The 17,570-nt window shown below is 48.6% G+C and carries 15 protein-coding genes and 1 pseudogene; 5 read left to right on the plus strand and 11 right to left on the minus strand.

Annotated features, from left to right (window positions below):
- Nucleotides 1-82 precede the first annotated feature (82 nt).
- Together KGF70_RS07560 and KGF70_RS07565 are read left to right on the plus strand one after the other, a co-directional pair.
- Nucleotides 83-850: an alpha/beta hydrolase gene (locus tag KGF70_RS07560; protein WP_216768337.1), complete on the plus strand. Its 768-nt coding sequence runs from the start codon at nucleotides 83-85 to the stop codon at nucleotides 848-850.
- Nucleotides 851-1,021: 171 nt separating this feature from the next.
- Complete coding sequence (locus KGF70_RS07565) at nucleotides 1,022-2,944, plus strand: LPXTG cell wall anchor domain-containing protein (RefSeq protein ID WP_216768336.1); 1,923 nt, start codon at nucleotides 1,022-1,024, stop codon at nucleotides 2,942-2,944.
- 163 nt (nucleotides 2,945-3,107) lie between these two features.
- Here KGF70_RS07565 and KGF70_RS07570 read toward each other — a convergent pair whose 3' ends face one another.
- Together KGF70_RS07570 and KGF70_RS07575 are read right to left on the minus strand one after the other, a co-directional pair.
- Entirely contained in the window at nucleotides 3,108-3,992 is an 885-nt protein-coding gene (locus tag KGF70_RS07570) for a polyphosphate kinase 2 family protein (RefSeq protein ID WP_050339551.1), read from the minus strand.
- 19 nt (nucleotides 3,993-4,011) lie between these two features.
- On the minus strand, nucleotides 4,012-4,572 hold the full coding sequence (locus KGF70_RS07575) for a nitroreductase family protein (protein ID WP_105922453.1): 561 nt from the start codon (nucleotides 4,570-4,572) through the stop codon (nucleotides 4,012-4,014).
- A 199-nt stretch (nucleotides 4,573-4,771) separates the two neighbouring features.
- On the opposite strand from KGF70_RS07575, the gene KGF70_RS07580 reads away from it, so the two are divergent.
- Entirely contained in the window at nucleotides 4,772-5,728 is a 957-nt protein-coding gene (locus tag KGF70_RS07580) for a nucleoside hydrolase (RefSeq protein ID WP_088770962.1), read from the plus strand.
- Between the two features lie 223 nt (nucleotides 5,729-5,951).
- Here KGF70_RS07580 and KGF70_RS07585 read toward each other — a convergent pair whose 3' ends face one another.
- The 3 genes from KGF70_RS07585 to KGF70_RS07595 all read right to left on the minus strand — a co-directional run bounded on the left by KGF70_RS07585 (nucleotide 5,952) and on the right by KGF70_RS07595 (nucleotide 7,933).
- The gene (locus KGF70_RS07585; protein ID WP_216768335.1) at nucleotides 5,952-6,719 is read right to left on the minus strand and encodes a hypothetical protein; all 768 of its coding nucleotides are present in this window, start codon (nucleotides 6,717-6,719) and stop codon (nucleotides 5,952-5,954) included.
- Between the two features lie 279 nt (nucleotides 6,720-6,998).
- Nucleotides 6,999-7,262 carry a hypothetical protein gene (locus KGF70_RS07590; protein ID WP_216768334.1) on the minus strand — a complete coding sequence of 88 codons (264 nt, stop codon included), beginning with the start codon at nucleotides 7,260-7,262 and terminating at the stop codon, nucleotides 6,999-7,001.
- 350 nt (nucleotides 7,263-7,612) lie between these two features.
- Nucleotides 7,613-7,933, minus strand: coding sequence for a bacteriocin immunity protein (locus KGF70_RS07595; RefSeq protein WP_050339560.1), 321 nt, complete (start codon nucleotides 7,931-7,933; stop codon nucleotides 7,613-7,615).
- A gap of 463 nt (nucleotides 7,934-8,396) precedes the next feature.
- Here KGF70_RS07595 and KGF70_RS07600 point away from each other — a divergent pair, with 463 nt between their 5' ends.
- Entirely contained in the window at nucleotides 8,397-9,323 is a 927-nt protein-coding gene (locus tag KGF70_RS07600; protein ID WP_216768333.1) for a ribonuclease H family protein, read from the plus strand.
- Between the two features lie 193 nt (nucleotides 9,324-9,516).
- Here KGF70_RS07600 and KGF70_RS07605 read toward each other — a convergent pair whose 3' ends face one another.
- Nucleotides 9,517-10,290, minus strand: coding sequence for a Cof-type HAD-IIB family hydrolase (locus KGF70_RS07605; RefSeq protein WP_021337609.1), 774 nt, complete (start codon nucleotides 10,288-10,290; stop codon nucleotides 9,517-9,519).
- Between the two features lie 17 nt (nucleotides 10,291-10,307).
- Nucleotides 10,308-11,246: a LacI family DNA-binding transcriptional regulator gene (locus tag KGF70_RS07610; protein ID WP_088770959.1), complete on the minus strand. Its 939-nt coding sequence runs from the start codon at nucleotides 11,244-11,246 to the stop codon at nucleotides 10,308-10,310.
- A 163-nt stretch (nucleotides 11,247-11,409) separates the two neighbouring features.
- On the opposite strand from KGF70_RS07610, the gene KGF70_RS07615 reads away from it, so the two are divergent.
- A complete protein-coding gene (locus KGF70_RS07615) occupies nucleotides 11,410-12,279 on the plus strand; it encodes a MurR/RpiR family transcriptional regulator (RefSeq protein WP_216768332.1) in 870 nt (289 codons plus the stop codon).
- A 322-nt stretch (nucleotides 12,280-12,601) separates the two neighbouring features.
- On the opposite strand, the gene KGF70_RS07620 is transcribed toward KGF70_RS07615, so the two are convergent.
- The 4 genes and pseudogenes from KGF70_RS07620 to KGF70_RS07635 form a co-directional block, all read right to left on the minus strand.
- Complete coding sequence (locus KGF70_RS07620) at nucleotides 12,602-13,579, minus strand: Gfo/Idh/MocA family protein (protein WP_216768331.1); 978 nt, start codon at nucleotides 13,577-13,579, stop codon at nucleotides 12,602-12,604.
- A 49-nt stretch (nucleotides 13,580-13,628) separates the two neighbouring features.
- Complete coding sequence (locus tag KGF70_RS07625; protein WP_050339568.1) at nucleotides 13,629-14,648, minus strand: Gfo/Idh/MocA family oxidoreductase; 1,020 nt, start codon at nucleotides 14,646-14,648, stop codon at nucleotides 13,629-13,631.
- Between the two features lie 294 nt (nucleotides 14,649-14,942).
- Nucleotides 14,943-15,230: pseudogene (locus KGF70_RS07630) on the minus strand (1-deoxy-D-xylulose-5-phosphate synthase N-terminal domain-containing protein); the annotation flags it as partial.
- 1 nt (nucleotide 15,231) lies between these two features.
- The gene (locus tag KGF70_RS07635; RefSeq protein ID WP_216768330.1) at nucleotides 15,232-17,235 is read right to left on the minus strand and encodes a Na+/H+ antiporter; all 2,004 of its coding nucleotides are present in this window, start codon (nucleotides 17,233-17,235) and stop codon (nucleotides 15,232-15,234) included.
- Between the last annotated feature and the right edge of the window lie 335 nt (nucleotides 17,236-17,570).

The following is a 17,570-nucleotide window of genomic DNA, read 5'->3' on the forward strand; positions in this document are numbered from 1 at the left end:
CTTCATTCACGCACTGATTCAACTTTATCCGCATAGTCAAAGCAGACAGACTATAATAGAAGCTGAAAGCAAGGTGGGAAACATGCGGCACAACAAAATCATTAAAATTATGGCGGTCATCAGCGCGACTCTGATCGTCTGCTTAGGAACTTATTGGCAACACCGACTCATGCCACTAAAAAAAGTCCAGGTCAATCAAACGTCGATTCCAACGATTTTCGTGGGCGGCGACTACGCCCGGGCCTTCTCGACGGCGGGCTTTGTCCACCGTTTGACCGCGGCACACCTGATGACTAAAGGCCTGATCGTCCATGTCAGTCAATCTGGACACGTTAGCGTGCAGCAGTTTGCCCCACTGAAAGCTAATCCTACGATTCAAGTGATTTTCGCGGATAACCACCATGCGAAACGACAAGCCCGCCAGTTTACGACCGTCATTGCAATTTTGGCTAACCGTTATCACGTCACCCGCTACAATGCGGTCGGCCACTCGTTTGGCGGCAACATTATTTTTGACTACCTGACAGCAAACATTGACCACCCCGCCAAGATCAACAAGTTTGTCACGATTGGCTCGACTTATCCGGGAGTGACTCGCAAAACAATACAACAACTGCCGACCCGTTTTCCAGTCCTGAACATCGGCGGTCAAATCTGGCAGACAACTGGCGATGGCGGCGTCAAACTGGATGATGTTTTAAAATTCAGTCAGCAACTCCGCACAGCCGGTTGGCACCCACAAACGACCATCATCCACGGCAGTCCGCTAACCGCCGAACACTCGATGTTGCATATCAACCCGCAAGTTGACTTGCGCCTCATCCAGTTCCTATATGGCGTCATCAATTGAGAACCTACCAAACAGTCCTAGTCTAGACCGGCTTGATTTACCGCTATCCACGGGCAATCAAGCCGGTTTATTCATGATGGTTAGTAAACTCGACGAACAACACCTAAGCGTACTATTAAATTGTACAACAGTGGTAAACTATGGGTAATTTAATAGCAGGGGGTGTTTACCATGCGCAAAAGGTGGCAATGGTTGTTATTAGCTCTAACGGGACTCTTCTTATTGATGTTTAGTCCCCCATTGGTCAGTCAAGCGCGAGAAGTGATTGAAGCGACTGGGAATGATGTGAATAGTGCAGTTATCAAAGATAGCAAAGGCAATATCATCTCACATGATGCACAATTGCCGGCAGACGCAGATTATACCGTCAATTATAAATGGCGCATTCCGGACAATGTTAAGATTACGGCCGGCGATACCATGACGTTCCAAGTTCCAGCTAACGTCACGATTCCAGCCGATGACTCGTTTCCAATGACCGGGACCATTGCGGGCTCTAGTGGTAATTTCTTCATCGCAGCTGGCTCCCATACCGGGGTCGTGACTTTCAATAAGATTTACCAATACGCTACGGTCAACCGCTACGGATACGTTCAACTCGATGTTAAAGGGACTGTCCCAGAACATCCCGGAAACTTATCGCCAATTTTGTTAGATAAAACGGCAGCCTGGGAAGACCCAGCCGATCCATACCATATCATTTGGACCGTCCACGTCTTACCAAACGAGAACGAACTGGCCAATCCCAGCTTCGTTGACACCTTAGGACCTGACCAAACGTTTGTCGCGGGTAGCGCTGTGCTACACGATGCAACTGGTAATGCAATTCCAGTCACCGCAACGACAAACGGTAATCAGGTCACGTTTAACGCCAGTGGTAACTATGTGACTGAGCTGACGCTGACTTATAAGACGCAAATCGACCCGAAATCTGAAACCGCTGTCTTTACGAACGATATTGAATACACGGATAAAAATGGGAACCGTGGTTCAGCTGATTCGAGTATCGATAAGCCTAAGGTCGATGTGCCCGAGAATCCTGGGGTGACCGAGCCTAATAATCCAGACGAGAATGAATCACCGGAAGAACCTGGTGTGACTGAACCGGAAAAACCAGGGACCTCCACGCCGGAAGAACCTGGTGTCACGGAACCGGAAAAACCAGGGACCTCTACTCCTGAAGAACCGGGCGTCACTGAACCAGAAAAACCTGGGACCTCTACTCCTGAAGAACCTGGTGTCACGGAACCTGAAAAGCCTGGCACTTCTACGCCGGAAGAACCTGGCGTGACTGAACCTGAAAAGCCTGGCACTTCCACGCCGGAAGAACCTGGCGTGACTGAACCAGAAAAGCCTGGGACTTCCACGCCGGAAGAACCTGGTGTCACCGAACCAGAAAAACCTGGGACTTCCACGCCGGAAGAACCTGGCGTCACTGAACCTGAAAAGCCTGGTACCTCTACGCCGGAAGAACCTGGCGTGACCGAACCAGAGAAACCAGGTACCTCCACTCCGGAGAAACCTGGCGTGACTGAACCAGAGAAACCAGGTACCTCCACTCCGGAAGAACCTGGTGTCACGGAACCTGAAAAGCCTGGTACTTCTACGCCGGAGAAACCTGGCGTGACTGAACCAGAAAAACCAGGTGTCACTCAGCCAGAAAAGCCTAGCGTCACCACGCCAGAACGACCGAACGGGGAAACCCCATCAAAGCCGAGCGTGACGGCACCAAACGTTTCTAAGCCAAGTCAACCAAGTACTGGTGCAGCCAATACACCATCCGTCTCTGGTCAGCCAACCGTCGACAATGGCGGCGCTGGGAGTAATTCAGCTGCTGGACCAAGTGCCCTTGCTAGCGCACCGTTTTACCGTTCACCACTAGCATCGTCCACGAACGTGCCACTGACAACGACACAATCGGCTGGCGCTTTACCAGCCACTGCCGCAGCGGCATTCGCTGGTTCCACCACGGCGCGGCACTTGCCACAGACTAATGAACGTTCCAGCTCGTGGTTGATCTTACTTGGGATGGTCATCCTGTTAGTCGTTCTTAGTTACGTTTTGCTTCGTCGTCAACCACATCATCGCTCCTAACTCATTTGTTTGAGTTCTAAAACGAGCCGTCCAAGCCCAATCTCAGTTAATGCTGAGATGACTTGAACGGCCCGTTTTTGTGTTGTTTATTCATCGCGATAGGCGCTCAGTCGATTTAACGTGAGCGGCAACGTACAACTCAGTACGGCGTTGATGGCAAGCATTAATCCGTTTCGCGGTCTAACTGCTCCAAGGCAGTCTTTAACTGTGCCTGAGCGGACTTATCCAATGACGGATAGGCTAATGGTAATTCAGCCAGTCGCTGATTAATGATTTCGGAAACGCACAGCCGTGAATACCACTTGCTATCTGACGGAATGACGTACCACGGGGTTTCCTTGGTCGCCGTCTGCGTAATCGCGTCATCATAAGCTTGCTGATAGTCATCCCAATACTGCCGTTCTTGAATATCGGCGGCGGAGAATTTCCAATTATGACTTGGGATCTCGATGCGCCGAATAAATCGCTGCTTTTGTTCCGCTTTCGACATATGCAAGAAGAACTTCAAAACTAAGTAACCGTTATGTTGGAGATAGTCTTCAAAGTACCGTAGATCACCGAAGCGCCGTTCGAAAAACGCGTCGTCGACTTGCTTTTTATGGGCAATTTCACCAATATGTTCGTTGACGATAATCTCAGGATGAACACGGCTCACCAGCACGTCTTCATAATACGACCGGTTAAAAATTCCAATCATCCCGCGCTTGGGTACCCGCTCGTGAATCCGCCACAAGTAGTCATGCGCGATTTCTTTACTCGTTGGCTGCTTGAATGACGTGACTTCACAGCCCTGCGGATTAACCCCACTCATGATGTGGCGAATCATACTATCCTTGCCCGCAGCATCCATCGCTTGAAAAATAATCAGGACACCGAACCGGTCTTGCGCATACAATTTACCCTGCAGCTCGGTCAGTTGCTTGATATTTTTGGCAATCTGATTCTTAATCACCTTTTCGTCTTCAAACTCCGGGTCGACCGTCGTCGCTAATTTCGTCAATCCAAGCTTCTGCTTACCGGTATAGCGATAATGCTTTTCAAAATTCACGTCGCATCCGCCTCCCCGTTTAGCGGTAATCCACTAAAGTCGACAATGGTTGGTGGTCTGCCATCTTACCTGCGACCCCCGGCTTGCCAATTGACACCAGCAACAGTGGCTGATAGCGCTGGGCATCTAAGTTTAAAATCTTAGTAAACCCGGCGGCATCAAAACCAGTCATCGGATTGGTATCGTAGCCATGGTCCTTGGCGACCAGCATGAATTGCATCGCAATCAATCCGGTATCTAAGGCCCCAATCGTATCTGAATGTTGAGCTGGTGCGTCCCCTTGTCCCGGTTGAAACGCGGGCGTTTGATGCTGATTTTCGCGATCCAAGACGAATAACACGACCGCACTAGATGTGGTCAATTGACTGGTATTCCCAGTGGCTGCACATAACTGTTCGCGGAGTTGCGCATCCGTGATGACCAGTGCGCGAATCGGCTGCTGATTCAAGGCCGTCGGTGCCAGAAAAGCAGTCTGTAACATCTGATTCATTTCTTCGGGTTCAATTTTAGTTTGGCCGTCATATTTACGAACAGAATGACGGGCGTTAATTACTGTTTCTAATGGACTTTGAGTGGTCATTAGCTTCACCTTCCTTGACTTTCAGTATAAGTCAGTCAGGGGATTTGTGCCAGTAAGCGTTTTACCAAACGAATCCCGAACATTTTATAGGCTAATCCACATTTAATTCGCTGCTAGCCGTTGTCAGCGTCCACTGAAACGTTTACAATTAAATCATAGCATTACAGCGCTTCAGACCTAACTAGGGAGGATGTTTTTCATGGCAAAACGCAAAATGATTTTAGACTTGGACACTGGGATTGACGACGCAATGGCAATTGCTTATGCGGTCGGTGCGCCCGACGTTGATTTGATTGGGATTATTAGTTCATACGGGAACTGCCTGGTCGACCAAGCCGCCATTAATAGTTTACAAATCTTGGAATTACTAGGTGCAACCGATGTGCCCGTCTTCTTAGGCGAACCCCACTCCAGTACGACCGAGCACTTTGATGTCATGCCGATTTCACAACAAATCCACGGGATGAACGGGATCGGTGACGTCGAACTACCCGCACCAAAACGTGCCGTTGAAAAACAATCTGGCGTTGATTTCTTGATTGACGCTGTTCACCAATATGGCGCTGATTTGACCCTTGTGCCAACCGGTCCACTGACCAACCTGGCCGAAGCACTCGAAAAAGCCCCAGACATCGCCAGCACAATTGGCAACGTGACCTTGATGGGTGGCGCACTCACGGTTCCTGGTAACGTCAGCCACTACGCTGAAGCCAACATCAACCAAGATGCCGAAGCCGCCAATGCCGTCTTCACTAGTAATATGCCGTTGACGATGGTCGGCCTCGACGTCACGTTACGGACATTATTGACCAAGACTGAAACCCAACAATGGCGCGACTTGAAGACGACGGCCGGCGAAAAATTCGCGGATATCGTTGACTACTACATCGCCGCTTACGACATCACCAGCCCAGATTTACACGGTTGCGCATTGCACGACCCACTGGCAGTCGGCGTTTCACTCGACCCAAGTTTCGTCACGACACTTGACTTGAATATGTACGTCCAAGCCAGCGGCGAAGACTACGGTCGGACGATTGGCGACCCTGCCCGTTTGAACGACCCCACGAATGTGACCGTCGCCTTAACTGTCGATAAGGACCGTTATTTGAAGACCTTCATGGACTACTTAACGACGCTGTTCAAGCAACACTAGGCTTGCTGTAAAACTGGAATAATTCAATACAAATTTATTAATAAACACAAACAGTGTCGTCAGACTGAATTCAGTTTGACGACACTGTTTTTATCTGAATATTAACGTCTTAATGATCACCAATGGTTAAAAATCAGCGCCTACAAAAACTCGTCAAATTATTAACTCACTCTGGAAACAGCCTTCAAGACCACAAAATCAGTGGCACTTTTGAGTCGTTCAGCTATTTCTTTGGTGAATAGGGTGGCCGAACTAAGTTATCACCGGACTCGCCTTGTTTGACGCGATTTCGTAACGTCCCCACCGGCACGTGAAACGCGCGCGATAATTCTAACAGCGTCCACGTCCGACCCTGATAATCAACCATAAACCGTTTGCGCTTCGGTTGAACACTTAACTCAGCGCCCCGTTTGCCGGCCTGGTAACGTTGCCAGAGCGTCATATAATCAATTCCCGTCTTTGCGGCCAGTTCTGACAGGGTCTGACCGTCTTCCAAAACGATTGGCCCGGAAGTGACTCGCTTGACCGTTTGCACCAATTCAGGACCACGAATCCCCCGTTTATAGCGGTTGATCACCGTACTTGGCTTGACCTGGTATTCAGCGGAAGCCTCGGCTAACGTCATCTCGTGGCCATCAATCGCGGTTTGAATATCTTGAGGACCATCACGTTTCATCTTACGTTTAAATTCATCGACTGGTAGCACAATGTCTGGATAGCGAACGCTCCGCTTATAGCGACTGAGGACCGTCTGCTGGTTTAAACCGAACTTCTTAGCAACCTGGATAAAATTCATCTTTTGCCCATCAATATCAATCATTTGCAGGCCTTTCGTATAATGCACCGGCCGCACCAGTCGTTTCCCACGCTCGCCATTTTTGTAACGTGTCGTTAGTCTGATTTGATCGATTTCGTATTTATCCGCCAGATAGGATAGGCTTCGCAACTGCCCATCCACATCTGCAGTTTTGATTTCGTGACGATCTGCCATGCTTTGACTCCCTCGTTTACGATTTTATTGGCGGCTGAGAATACTCAACCGTCCAATGATAATTATTTTTCTAAGCACTAATTCACCTACAAGATAATTATGTCGTAATTTTTAAAAATAAGCCATCGTTCGTCATGATTTTTGCTTAAAAATAAAGGCTTTCAGTAATCGTCGTGATCGTTAGTCGTCAGGATTCTACTGGTTGGTCGCGTTGCGCGTGTCACTCACCTTTTGAAATAAAACGGCATCAGCTCCCTGCCAACACCGTCTTTCATTCGTTCACACGTTTGGAATATTGGTCAAAATCACACCAGGCGTTGAAAAGACTGCCCGAGCCATCTGAGCGGCAGAAGCACTCTTATCACCCAGCACATCAAAAAAAATGGGTTGGAAGCGATCAAACACTTCCGCTTCTTCAACTTCAACGGCTGGTGTTGTAGCGTTCAGGCCACATTCTTGTACCGCCCGCTTGCGTGCCAACCAGTCATTGTTAGCCGCAATCAGGGCTTGTTGCTCATCTTGAGTAAACAGATAAAATCGCATTAGTGTCGTCCTTTCTGTATCAAGCCTACATTTGTCACACTTATCATAAATCCAATGTTTTTATTTGCTTAATTATATAGTTACATAACTATTTTTACAAACAAATGATCAGAAAAGATTCAATATTTATTGCACTTATTTTACGCCGGGGAATTAATATTTCATATGTTCACACGTCCGAAAGCTTTACATACGGCGGGCACCACCCAATCAACCACTGCATTCCCATGTCATGATATTGCATCATCATGCCATCAAAGGCACAAAAAAGCTGCGACGATTCAGTCCGAATATACCCACTAAGCCGTCACAGCTTTCACCAGTTAGTTTTCCTAGCCATTATTCAATTGTTAGTCGTCTAAATAACTACAGTGCATCCCGACAAATCCGATATTGGTACCAAAGGGTTTCACCGCCACTAATAGCGGCTCGATCTGGTCATAGAACTTAGACGCCACTGGTGACAACCCCTTCTTGTTCAACGCTTCCATCTGAAAACTGACGACTATTTTATTCAAAACGGCGACTGGATAGCGCTTGGCCTCCAAATCAGCCTTAGCCAGCAATCCAATTCTGCGCTCACGTTCAGTAATCGATTCGTCCAGTACAAAATCGTATATATTACTTAACAGTTCTTCCTCATCCAAAGTCACATGATGTCGTCCAAACATTGTGCTTCACCTAACTTCCTTTTTAAGTCTGTCCCCCGCACCAACATTGTTGGCAATGACAGTCAAGTAAATGATTCACTTGCATGCCATATTTTGACAGAGTCTTGATAACATGTCAATACGCATCAGGATTGACTTTGCGCGTTAGCATCTTGAAGATAGTCAAACTAGCGAATCACCAGCAATGGGATGATGCTGCAAAATTGCACAGCGTCACGTTGAGCACTCCCTAAACCAATGTCCAGAGGAAATGCGAGATAGTTCGTTATCCAACCATTGACCGTGTGACCGCCGTTTTGACCTGCCACCCACTGTGTTCACATTCCATCAAAACCGCTACCATGGCAGTCTACTCATCAATTTCACCAGCCAAATATGGTATAATTTAGGGCATTATCCTGGGTGTCAATGCTTGATTGCATCGTTCGCAATCGCAGCCACCTTTCAGAAAGTAGGAATCCTCGTGGCACAAAAATATTATGCTGTTCGCAAAGGCCGTCAGCCTGGCATTTACCGGACCTGGGCTGAAACGCAAGCACAAGTCAACGGTTACTCACAAGCACAGTACAAGAGTTTTCCAACGGCCGCCGAAGCGGAAGCGTTTATGAGTGGTCAAACTAGCGCCAAATCAACACGTCAGTCTAGCCGTTCTAAATCATCAGCACATCCAGCATCCGCACCCGTGGACGCCGCCATCACCGTTTATACCGATGGTGGCTCTCGGAACACTGGTAACGTCGCCGGTCAACACGTGCATCATGATGACAAGGCCGCGTGGGCGTATCGGATCGAATTGCCGGATCAACTCGTCACCGATTCAGCCGGTGAATGGGGCGCGACCAATAATCGTATGGAAATCATGGCCTTTTTGCGGGCACTCGAACAGCTCGAAAAATTAGAACAAACCAACACGACGATTTTATTCGTGCTCGATTCACAGTACGTCTTAAATGCGGTCACTAAGGGTTGGCTATCTGGTTGGAAACGCCGTGGCTGGAAACGAAGTAATGGCCCGCTAGTCAACGCCGAATTATGGCAAGCCGTTGACCGCCTACTCCCCAAGTTCACTGACCTTCACTACCGGTGGACCAAGGGCCATGCGACCAACCAAGGCAACGTCTTCGTCGACCATTTATTAAATCAAACGATGGACCAGATGCACGCCGGTAAACCCGCACAAGCTTCGACTGGCGCGAAAACGAGTGCCCGTCAAGCCAAGTCGGCAACAACAAACACTCAAACTAAGCCGAGTGCAACTGCCAAGTCCGTTTCAGCACCTTCGACTCGGACTGACTCGACTGGGCCATTCAATTCTGACGAGCGCCCCGCAGACCCGGAACAAGTCGCCCGCTCCGTAGCAGCAATCAAAAAAATGCTGCAGGACCGGTAATCTTAGGGGCAACCATTCTAGTTTGAATGTACGGTAAACCTCTACTTTCCATTGCAGTCTAAAACCGGCGACCTAATTCAGGTCGCCGGTTTTGTCATTATTTTAGTGAGATACTCGTGAGCGTTGTGCTCATCAAACCTGCCGAACACAACGCCCTATATGCTTTAAGGCAATCCGTTATTGCTTGTGACGTTCAGGCAATCCAACCGATTTTTTTCAAACCATTGGCGATGCCGTCATGGTCACAATCCGTGGTCGTGATGTCCGCTAAGGCTTTAATTTCAGGCTTGGCATTGCCCATCGCAACACCGATGCCCACGCTTTGAAGCATTTCACGGTCATTTTCATTATCGCCAAACGCCGCCACGTTGGCGTTGTCGACATTCAACGCCGCTGCCAGTTTGGCAATCCCCTGGGCCTTCGAACCGGCTTTAGGGATAATATCGACGCCCCGTTCATGGAAGCGAACAAACGAAAACTCATCTGGATGTGGTAACAACCGGTTCTGGGCATCCGGATAAAACATCATCGCCTGATACACATCATGGGCTTGATAGTAATCCGGGGCGTAGTCGAGTTGCGGTGCCCGAAATGTCTCCAAAACATCCCGCGTTTGTTGTGACGGATGGGTGTGAATATGTAACCCATCCAATGACTCGACCACAATATCGATTTGTTGTTGGTCAGCAGCCGTAATTAGCTTGCCCAAGTTAGCTTTGGACAAGGTGTGCTGATGAACTTGTTTACCATCCGCAAAAGCAGCCGACCCGTTACAGAGCACATAGTCTCGTAACGCCAACGCTTCAATCACGGGACGCGCCATCGCCAAATTACGACCAGTCGCAATCGCGACATGGATCTGTTGGTCCTTGAGTGCCTGAATACTTGCCACGGTACTCGGCAAAAGGGTCTTATTACTTGCTAATAGTGTATCATCGATATCAAAAACGGCTAATCTCGCTACCATATTAATGTGCCTCCAAATTATCGCTCAATAAACTCTGATTTTATTAATTCATGCGTCCGGGTCTTGCCCATCGCTAATCGAAATGCAGACTGGCCTAATGATTCCAAATGATGATCGATCGTCGAAAACTTCAGCAATCGACTCGTCAATAGGTTCTCCTGACCAATGATCGGCATTGGGGGCAACTGATGGTCAATATAGTATTGATAAACGCCCGCCCCAATGTCGTCGCCATTCGCAAAGACCGCCGCCACTTGTGGTGACTGCGCCGCAAAGTACTCGCCAGCCCGGTAGCCATCTTCATAGGTCGCCGCACCGATAAACAGGTGGGCGTCATCCAACGGCCCATAGACCTGCTGATACGCCCGTTTGGTTACTCGCGTGCTAGCACTGATGACGTTGTTGCGACTCAAAATGACGCCCATCGTCTCATAACCGCGCTGTTTGGCCCATTTTAAGGCCGTCACGTACGACGCCATCCGGTCAGTATACGCCGCCGCCAGTTCACGGTCGTCGCCAGGATCTTCACAACACACGATTTGACCGTATTTGCGATAATTTTCGAGCGTTTCTAACGAACTACTACGTGAGGTAAAAATTAACGCATCATAGGCTTTGCTTCGAAGTTCTTCCAAGTAGTGTCGTTCAATCGTCCGGTCATAGTTAGTGGGCAGTAGCGTAATCTTGTAACCGGCAGCAAACCCCGCCCCCACGATGCCGTCTACGATCCGGGCAAAGTACGGATGATTGGCGTACGGTAAGACCACGCCAATGGTTTTGGTTTGCCCCCGGCTCAAATCCCGTGCGACCCGGTTGGGCACGTAATCGAGTTCTTGCATAATCGCTTCGACTTTCGCCCGCTTATCGTCTGCCACGTACTTTTGGTGGTTGATCACCCGTGAGACAGTTGAAACGGAATAGCCTGACAGTCGGGCAATATCATGAATATTCGTCATCACAGAACTTCCTCTCTAACTTGATGATACCACGATGTTTCATATAATTACCATAATTTATGAAACCGGTACCAGGTCAAGCCGTTTATTTTCAATTTTCTGATAACAATCGCAATTTTTAGGAATTACTCGTATGATATTAATGATTGGAGGAAATCATGACATGTCAATTTTAATCAGCTTACAACACCCGACCGACTTCACAAGTACTGAAAAACGCATCAGCGCCTACATCTTAGCTCATTTGAATCAGATGCCCACGTTGCGAATCAAAGACCTGGCCGCCAAAACGTACACCTCGCATTCAACGATCGTCCGTCTGACCCAGAAGCTGGGCTACCATGGCTTTCGCGATTTTCAGCAGGCGTTGACAGCTGAAATTGCCACACAGCAACACCAATCGACTACCGTGGATGCCAACTTTCCTTTCTCAGATGACGATTCCGTTCAAACCATCAGCGCCAAGATGGCGACGTTGACCATCAACACCATCCAAACCGCGCAGCAGCAACTAGATGCGGCACAGCTCGCCCAAGCCGCGAACTTGCTGATGCAAGCGAACCGAATTTTCATTTTTGCCCAGGGTGATTCCCAATTACGCGCACGGAGCTTTCAAAACAAACTCGTTAAAATCAACCGCTTTGCGATTATTGCCGACGAGTATGCAGATGAGGCTTGGAACGCCGCTAATTTGACGACAGAAGACTGTGCCTTCATCATCTCATATGCCGGCACAACCAGTGTGCACCAGCAATTTGCCACGTACTTCGCCGACCATCAAATTCCATTACTCGTGCTGACGGGCAACCCGCAATCGCCGCTGTTGGCACAAGCAACGACGCAATTGCTGACCGTGCAAAGCGAATATAATTTTGCCAAGATCGGCACCTTTGCCTCACAAGCGGCCTTCGAATACGTCCTCGATAGCCTCTTTGCCACGATGTACGCGCAAGATTTCCACGCCAACTTGCAAAACTTACAGGCCAAGCAACAACTGCTGCAAGCTGGTCCGCTGACGACCAAGGAGCGCTAAGGCGGTGAAGTTGCTATTGGGAGGCGGTAGCGATAATTAAAACCAATGCAACGGCGGCACCCCGCAGCAACAGAGGTCATGCCAACTGATGCGACGTCCCCTGCTGGATTATCGAGTTGCCGGTCGCCATCGGGTCTAGTTGGTCCGCAATCCGCAGTTAAGTCGCTCCTAGTCTGGAAGCGTGCGAGGCCTGGCCGTCCTACCATTTGTCAGTCAACTTGGGTTTCATACTTGCCAAGTGCCAACACAAAAAGGCGCCCACCACGCCAAATTACTGACGCACGTGAGTACCTAATCGTTGATTGCCTATGGATAACTGTGCTTAACCCAGTTTCAATCCCGCACTCGCCACCGCCTGGTCGACCACGGCCATGACGGTTTCTGAATGAGCCAATTGCTGCTTGACCGTTGCCATATCGTGCTCGGCAACGATCCGTTCAAACGCGACAAATTCGGCATGCATCCGGTGTGCGGCCTGATTAAGCGCATAATCAGTTGCCGTCCCATCGTGCGCAATTTCCGTGAAACTTTCGACGGTATTGGTTGGACCATTCAAAACGATTGACCCATCAGTCCCTTGAATCGTTGACCGCACTGGTGAGGTACAATCCTTGGCACCAATGCAGACGACTTTGATATCCGGATAGGACAACACCAAGATACCCGATGTATCGATATTTCGCTCAACGTTTGCCAGATATTGCACATGGGTCGGCGCGCCTAACAGACCGACGACAAAGTGAATGTTGTAGATGTTCAAATCCATCAACGCCCCACCACCCAGTTTGGGGTCAAAAGCTGGTAAGACGGTCCCCGCCTTAAATTGGTCATAGCGTGAAGAATATTGCGAATAGTTGCATTCAATAATCTTCAATTTTCCGAGATCCGGTAGGTCCCGCCGAATGGCTTGATAGTTCTCCAGATACTGGTTGGTGATGGCTTCGATCAGGACTAAGTCGCGGCTCAAAGCGAGGTCTTTTAACTCCGCCAACTGCTCAGCCACCAGGGTAAACGGCTTCTCGCAAATCACGTTTTTACCCGCCAATAAGGCTTGTTTGGCATACTGATAATGTAGCGAATTCGGCAGCGCCACGTACACCGTGTCAATCGCCGCATCCGCCAATAACGTCGCATAATCCGTATAAACAGTCGCAATCTGGTACTGTTGCTGCAAGTCGTGCGCCCGTTCAACGCTCCGCGGCGTCGACAATAAGCCCGCGAGTTCAATTGATGGAATCGTCTTGACCATTGGCAAAAATTCTTGAACAATTTTTCCAGTTCCTAAAATTCCTAATCGCATGTGTCTTCCTCCTCGTATTATATAAATTGTTCCACTCGTCTAATGATAATTACCGGCGGCACTGTTGAATGCCTTGTTCCAATAGTTTGATTTGCAACAGAGTCTCCTCGTCCTTCACAAGCTTCGGTGCCCCGTTAACGAGCGTCTCATACACGCCATCATAAACGCGGCTGTAATCACCGACCTCTGAGACGACCTTCTCCTCATGATAGCGACCAGCGTCATCAACGTACGTCAGCGTCCCGTAGTTTTCCGGTTGGTCAATACCGAAGTCTGCATGGTCTGGCATGTAGAAGTGTTTTAAATCATATTCCTGCCGATCCTTATCCGCCTTCACGAACATCCCCTGCTTGCCATACAATACGAAACTTGGCCGTGGTTTGATACGGAAATAGCTGGACTTCACGGAAACTTTCAGCGCGCCATAATACATATCGATATCAAAGTAATCATTCATCCGGTTTGCGCCCAACAGTTGCCGAACATCAAAGTGCACGTCGTCCGGTTCCCCAAAATAGGCGATGACTTGATCCAAAGTATGACAAGCGTGGCCATAGAGGTAACTCGTATCTAACGAGAATTCTTTAACACTGGTCGGAACTTCCGGCCGAAAGTAGTCAAAATGCATCTCGACTTCCAGTAAATCCCCCAGTACGCCGCTTTCAATTACTTTTTGGGCCGTAAGATAATCTGAGTCAAAACGGCGATTCTGGTAGCATTGGATGAACAGCTGCTTTTCTTTGGCTAATGCGAACAACTCTTGAGCTTCCGCCGACGTTTCGGTAAACGGCTTTTCGACTAGCACGTTCTTCCCATGCAACAAGACATCCTTGGCTACCGCGTAATGGGTGTGGCTGGGCGTTGAGACGACCACTAAATCAATCGCCGGGTCCTGATAAATATCATCCAGGTCAGTCGTGTAATGGACCCCCGCAATCGGTTGCCACGTTTGTCGTCCTGAGCGTGAATAAATCGTCTTAACGTTAATTTTATCCTTTAGTTTCAAGGCAAACGGTAGGTGGTAGCGATTCGCACTCTTCCCATTTCCAATATAAGCAATCGTTAGCATGTTGACTTCCTCCAAATTGGTTGATAGCTTCATTATACCGACTTAATCGCCGGAACCAAGCTAAAGACTGACTTTCGGTCAAAACGTTCAATAATTAAGCGTAGTCGCCAAGATTTTGGACATTTTGTCCAATGTTTTATCTGACCACTTGCCGAACAAAAAAGCCGCAGCCAAGCCCTTCATCAGGTGTCTGGCTGCGGCTAAGCGATTGCTTTAACGCAGTGGTGCTAAAAATATGACGACCGTCATTTAATTACTTTTGTGCCAATTGGGCTGTGATGGCAGTCACGATTTGTTCAGGCCGAAGTCTTTAAACAAGTTATGGCTGCTCGTCCCGTTCGATTCACGGAGTTCCCGTAGATTTTGATAAATACCGCCATGGTCTTCCGCAATCGCCATCCCATTATCATTGACTAAAATAATCAAGTTCGACTTCAAGGTCGCCGCAATATTCAAGCCTTCCAGTGCTAAACCACCGGACAAGGACCCATCACCAATGACGGCCATCACGTTACCCGTTTTACCTTCAATATCACGTGCAACCGCCATCCCAGTCGCGAGTGCGATTGACGTCGAAGTGTAACTAATCGGTATTCACCGATTGTAAGTAAACTAACTGGTCAGTTGAGATTTGTTCATATAACTGATTGCCCAGTTCAGCGCTATACGTCTTATTGGCCAACTGGTTCTGAATAAAGTTGTATTCCAGCTGAAAGGCTTCAATTAATAATTCATTTTGAACATCTTGCAAGTCCCGTTCTCCCGACAAGCGTCGATGCCGTTCATCGTAGGCTCGACGGACGATACCGATAGCTTGCTGGTTTTCGGCAGTGATCGTCTTTGAGAGATAGGCCAGCACTGCATCATATGGCTGTTGTTCAATCGCACGCATCTGTTGCCACATTTCGCGATGACGCGACATCAATTCTGAGCGTTCTTGACCATGACGCGCATGGTATTGACGGAAGGCTTTACGGCGAGCACGAGCCTTCTTGGTTAGCGACCATTTGACCATTGCAAACCGGAAAAATAATTTAAACCGCTTGAAAAAGGTTTGCTGGTTTTGGAGCCGTGTCTGACTCGCCAAGCGCATGTATTTATCTGCCGCTTGAGGCGTAATTTCATCGCGGTCGACCATTTGATTGATGGTCTGCTGTTCAACATCAAACGTGGCATCGAAGAGCTGCGACAATTCTGACCGTTTTGGCCGGCCATCCAGCGTCCGCTGCCCAGATAGGATTTCAATCACCTTACCCGTACCGGCGTTATTGCCGTGGCGCGCCTGCATCAGTTGAATCGCATGAGTGACCATCTCCGCTTTGGCTGATGCTAACTCTTCTTCCGTCACTTTAACGGTTTGCTTCGGTAGCGTCAGCGGTAACAAAATCGTCGGTACCAGTAGGCTGGTCAAAATAACGACGGCGGCAACGAAAATAATGTCATTGCGGTATGGAAACGCACTGCCGTTGAGTGTTAGTGGCAATGAGAAGGCCATCGCCAGTGTAATCGTCCCGTGCACCCCACTGAGCCCCATCACAAACGCATTACGGGTCTTTTCGTGTGTATCCCAAGCGCGAATACGGGCCAGATCAAACCGCGTCCAGAAGAACCGCACCAGGGTCATCACTAGATATAGGAGAACTCCCAAGCCGATTAATACGGCCACTGACCCGGTATCACGCTGTTGTAAATGTTTGATGACGCTCGGCAGTGACACGCCCAACAGCACGAACACGATTCCGTTTAAAATACTAGCAACAATCGACCAGGTCGTCGACATCACGATTTGGAGGCGCGAAGTCGTCAGCCGTAACCGATCCGATTGCACGCCATGAATCAAACCAGTCGCCACCACGGCCAAGATGCCAGAAACGCCGAGAGATTCAGCTAAGAAGTAGACGACAAATGGTGTCAGTAACGTGTAAGGCACAATGACCGACGGCGTGTCCACACGCATATTGATCAACATGATTCGGATGGCGACGATGACGTATCCCAATACCAAGCCAACGATAATTCCGCCAACAAAGACGTATAAAAAATTCGTAATTCCGTGCCAGACGGAAAATTGGCCCGTCACAATGGCGGCAATCGCCAGATTAAAGGCCACGATACCGGAAGCATCGTTAAAGAGCGACTCATTTTCCAGCGTCGTCATGACTTCATCAGGAATCGCCACCTTAGTCGTAATCGATGAAACGGCCACGGCATCGGTCGGCGTAATAATTGCACCCAAGGCTAACGCCAGTGCTAATGAAAACTCTGGAATCAGTTGGTGCGTCAGTATCCCGACAATGAAAATCGTGACGATTGCCAACACGACCGCTAACGACAAGGTCGTCCCAAATTGGTGACTCAACTTACGGACGTTCGTATTTTGCCCGTCATTGAACATGAGAATCGAAATAATCACAAATAAGAATATTTCCGGTTCCAGCTCGAAGTCTTGATATAACGGAATTAATGACAAAATTAATCCGGCCCCAATTTGCAAAAAGGCGACCGGGACTTGATTAAAGCGTGCATAGACGGCATTTGCCACGACGACAGCCGCGACGAGGAGTAGCACTAAGAAAACAGTTTGCACACCAAAAATCCTCCTTGATTTAGTTGTTCTTTAATTTTAACGCAACTCGCCAGATAAACACACATTGTGACTTTGATTTACGACACTGATTTCTCACCGGTAGTCGATCATCTACACTGCGTTGGGGTATCTATATCGGGTAGCTAACAGCCGGGCAATCGGGAATCCGTTGATTTGCTCGCGACCTAGCTGTTGCCCGTACCGGTATCACTCACCCTTTAGCCTAAGAACTTGTTTAAAATCTAATATATTTGGTATGATAGTTCAAAAAAGGTGATTAGTCATGAACTACCCAAGCAATATTTCCCGCCAACAATTTGAACTCATTCGTCCCA

It is taken from the genome of Lactiplantibacillus sp. 7.2.4 (assembly GCF_018991185.1).
GTDB lineage: Bacteria > Bacillota > Bacilli > Lactobacillales > Lactobacillaceae > Lactiplantibacillus > Lactiplantibacillus pentosus.

What these genes read in the sequence shown, in the direction of transcription:
- KGF70_RS07560 (WP_216768337.1), top strand. Translation starts at nt 83, where the DNA reads ATGCGGCACAACAAAATCATTAAAATTATGGCGGTCATCAGCGCGACT.
- KGF70_RS07565 (WP_216768336.1), top strand. Translation starts at nt 1,022, where the DNA reads ATGCGCAAAAGGTGGCAATGGTTGTTATTAGCTCTAACGGGACTCTTC.
- KGF70_RS07575 (WP_105922453.1), bottom strand. Translation starts at nt 4,572, where the DNA reads ATGACCACTCAAAGTCCATTAGAAACAGTAATTAACGCCCGTCATTCT.
- KGF70_RS07580 (WP_088770962.1), top strand. Translation starts at nt 4,772, where the DNA reads ATGGCAAAACGCAAAATGATTTTAGACTTGGACACTGGGATTGACGAC.
- KGF70_RS07585 (WP_216768335.1), bottom strand. Translation starts at nt 6,719, where the DNA reads ATGGCAGATCGTCACGAAATCAAAACTGCAGATGTGGATGGGCAGTTG.
- KGF70_RS07590 (WP_216768334.1), bottom strand. Translation starts at nt 7,262, where the DNA reads ATGCGATTTTATCTGTTTACTCAAGATGAGCAACAAGCCCTGATTGCG.
- KGF70_RS07595 (WP_050339560.1), bottom strand. Translation starts at nt 7,933, where the DNA reads ATGTTTGGACGACATCATGTGACTTTGGATGAGGAAGAACTGTTAAGT.
- KGF70_RS07605 (WP_021337609.1), bottom strand. Translation starts at nt 10,290, where the DNA reads ATGGTAGCGAGATTAGCCGTTTTTGATATCGATGATACACTATTAGCA.
- KGF70_RS07610 (WP_088770959.1), bottom strand. Translation starts at nt 11,246, where the DNA reads ATGACGAATATTCATGATATTGCCCGACTGTCAGGCTATTCCGTTTCA.
- KGF70_RS07615 (WP_216768332.1), top strand. Translation starts at nt 11,410, where the DNA reads ATGTCAATTTTAATCAGCTTACAACACCCGACCGACTTCACAAGTACT.
- KGF70_RS07620 (WP_216768331.1), bottom strand. Translation starts at nt 13,579, where the DNA reads ATGCGATTAGGAATTTTAGGAACTGGAAAAATTGTTCAAGAATTTTTG.
- KGF70_RS07625 (WP_050339568.1), bottom strand. Translation starts at nt 14,648, where the DNA reads ATGCTAACGATTGCTTATATTGGAAATGGGAAGAGTGCGAATCGCTAC.